General features: G+C 42.5%; 1 protein-coding gene. It reads left to right on the top strand.

The genetic code is table 11. From position 1 onward, the window contains the following. Nucleotides 1–257: 257 nt before the first annotated feature. Entirely contained in the window at nucleotides 258–1,001 is a 744-nt protein-coding gene (locus tag JGK39_RS33335) for a hypothetical protein (protein ID WP_293299098.1), read from the top strand. The last annotated feature ends 791 nt before the right edge of the window (nucleotides 1,002–1,792 follow it).

Here is a 1,792-nt window from a genome sequence, read left to right as displayed (position 1 = left end):
AAAAAGCCTCAAATGATTGCAGAGCAATTATTTGAGGTTTTGAGAATTCTGAATTCTTTTGAAATTAAATCCGATCGAATATCTGCGGAATGTGGGTTGCAATGTGGGGGTTATCGTTATCAGATTTTAACATAAGCACCCTATTGCAATTCCCGTGCGCTATTAGTAGCAAAAAGAGGGTTTGCGCTTCACTTTTTGAAGCCTTTGCTCGTTTGCAGTCACTAGGCAAAACCAAGCTCACTGTCAACCCATTTGTGATGACTACTGGCACTGTCGAAAACAAAACTGATAAGTACAAGCCACAGGCTAATGTCGATGGCACGATTGACTTACGCTGGTGGGACAAAGCTGATAGTGAAGCTGATTTAGAAGAAAAAGACAGGCGACACTTTACCAAAGAGGAGCGAGATATTATTGTCAAAGCGTTTTACGGGCATAAAAATGCTTCGTCACGCCAACTAGCTCCTTTAGTCGAATTCCGATTCCTAACGGGATGTCGCAGTGGTGAAGCGTTTGCGCTTGAATGGAAAGATGTATTTTTGGGGCGTGACAAAGATTACATTCGATTCAGCAAAAGCTTCAGTGGTCGGAATAAAAGCACTCAAGTTACCAAAACTGGCGAAACTCGACTGTTTAAAATCTACCCCAAACTGAATGATTTGCTGATGCGAATTAAACCTGTTGACGCTAAGCCTACTGATTTGGTTTTCACAAAGCTAAATGGCAAGCACTGGAGTAGCTCTTCAGTTGCTGACCTATGGCTAGGTTGGCGGCGGTCAAGGGATGATACCTTCTACCCCGGCGTAGTGACTCAACTTGTAGATGAGGGCTCAATAAGTAGCTACCTATCGTTCTACAGTTGCCGTCATACATTCATTAGCTTACAAGCTCATGCTGGCACTGATTTATTGCTACTGGCCACCGCCTGTGGTAACAGCGTAGAAGTAATTCAGCGTCACTATTTAGGTATTGACACGAGCGTCAAGATGACCGACATCTAGCCTAGTCCTACTACCCTACCCCCTCTAACCAGGGGGTATTTTTTTGTCCATTTTTCCCTCTCTCTTTCATTTTCTAAAGTAAGTCCCTACTTTAGACTCCTACTTTAAAAATCCTTTCTGAAAGCGCGATCGCTTTAATCGAATCATGCACATACCTCGATTCTGTCTTTGTTACGTCTAGACCGAGAAGGATTTTTTTAATTTACCGCTTAAGGCGGACAAAATTGCTTGACCTAAATTATCATGAAAACATCCACAGCGACAAGTTTTTCCGTTTCCGAGTCCTTACTTTAGAAAAGCTTGATACGCCCCAATAAAAAAAACCGGGAATTACCCCGGCAATCCACCCTTACAGAACGTCAACAACCAAACTTTTATTAGCTGGCAATTTCTCTGTTAGATTCCGCCATAGTAGCCAGCATCGCCGACAGTTGCTCGCTCAGTTGTGCGTCCTCTAGCGCTTCTGTTGCGTCATCCTGTTCTAATACAATCAACCGCTCTGCTAGAGCATCTTGACGCTGTTTCAGTGCTTGTAGAAATTAATCATCAGTGCGTACATAGCGCGCCTCTTCTTTGTGATTGGTGAGCTTCAAAATTATTATAACACTACTATAGAACCAAAGCTTTGAGCAGTCAAACTCTCTTGTATTTACTAAAGTAACTACCTATTTTAGCTACCTACTTTAGTAAATGTACTACCGCTTCTTCGATTTAAGCTTTTTTATCAATGGCACAATGAATTCCTTCATATCCCCTTTGCGAGCTAAGCCCAGATTTTCCCGCTGTAGCAT

The sequence above is a fragment of the Microcoleus sp. PH2017_12_PCY_D_A genome (assembly GCF_020738565.1).
GTDB lineage: Bacteria > Cyanobacteriota > Cyanobacteriia > Cyanobacteriales > Microcoleaceae > Microcoleus.
The sequence above is the reverse complement of the archived record's forward strand: the minus strand, read 5'-3'. Positions and strand labels throughout refer to the sequence as shown.

Coding starts and splice junctions, on each gene's coding strand:
- JGK39_RS33335 (WP_293299098.1), top strand. CDS start 258: ATGACTACTGGCACTGTCGAAAACAAAACTGATAAGTACAAGCCACAG.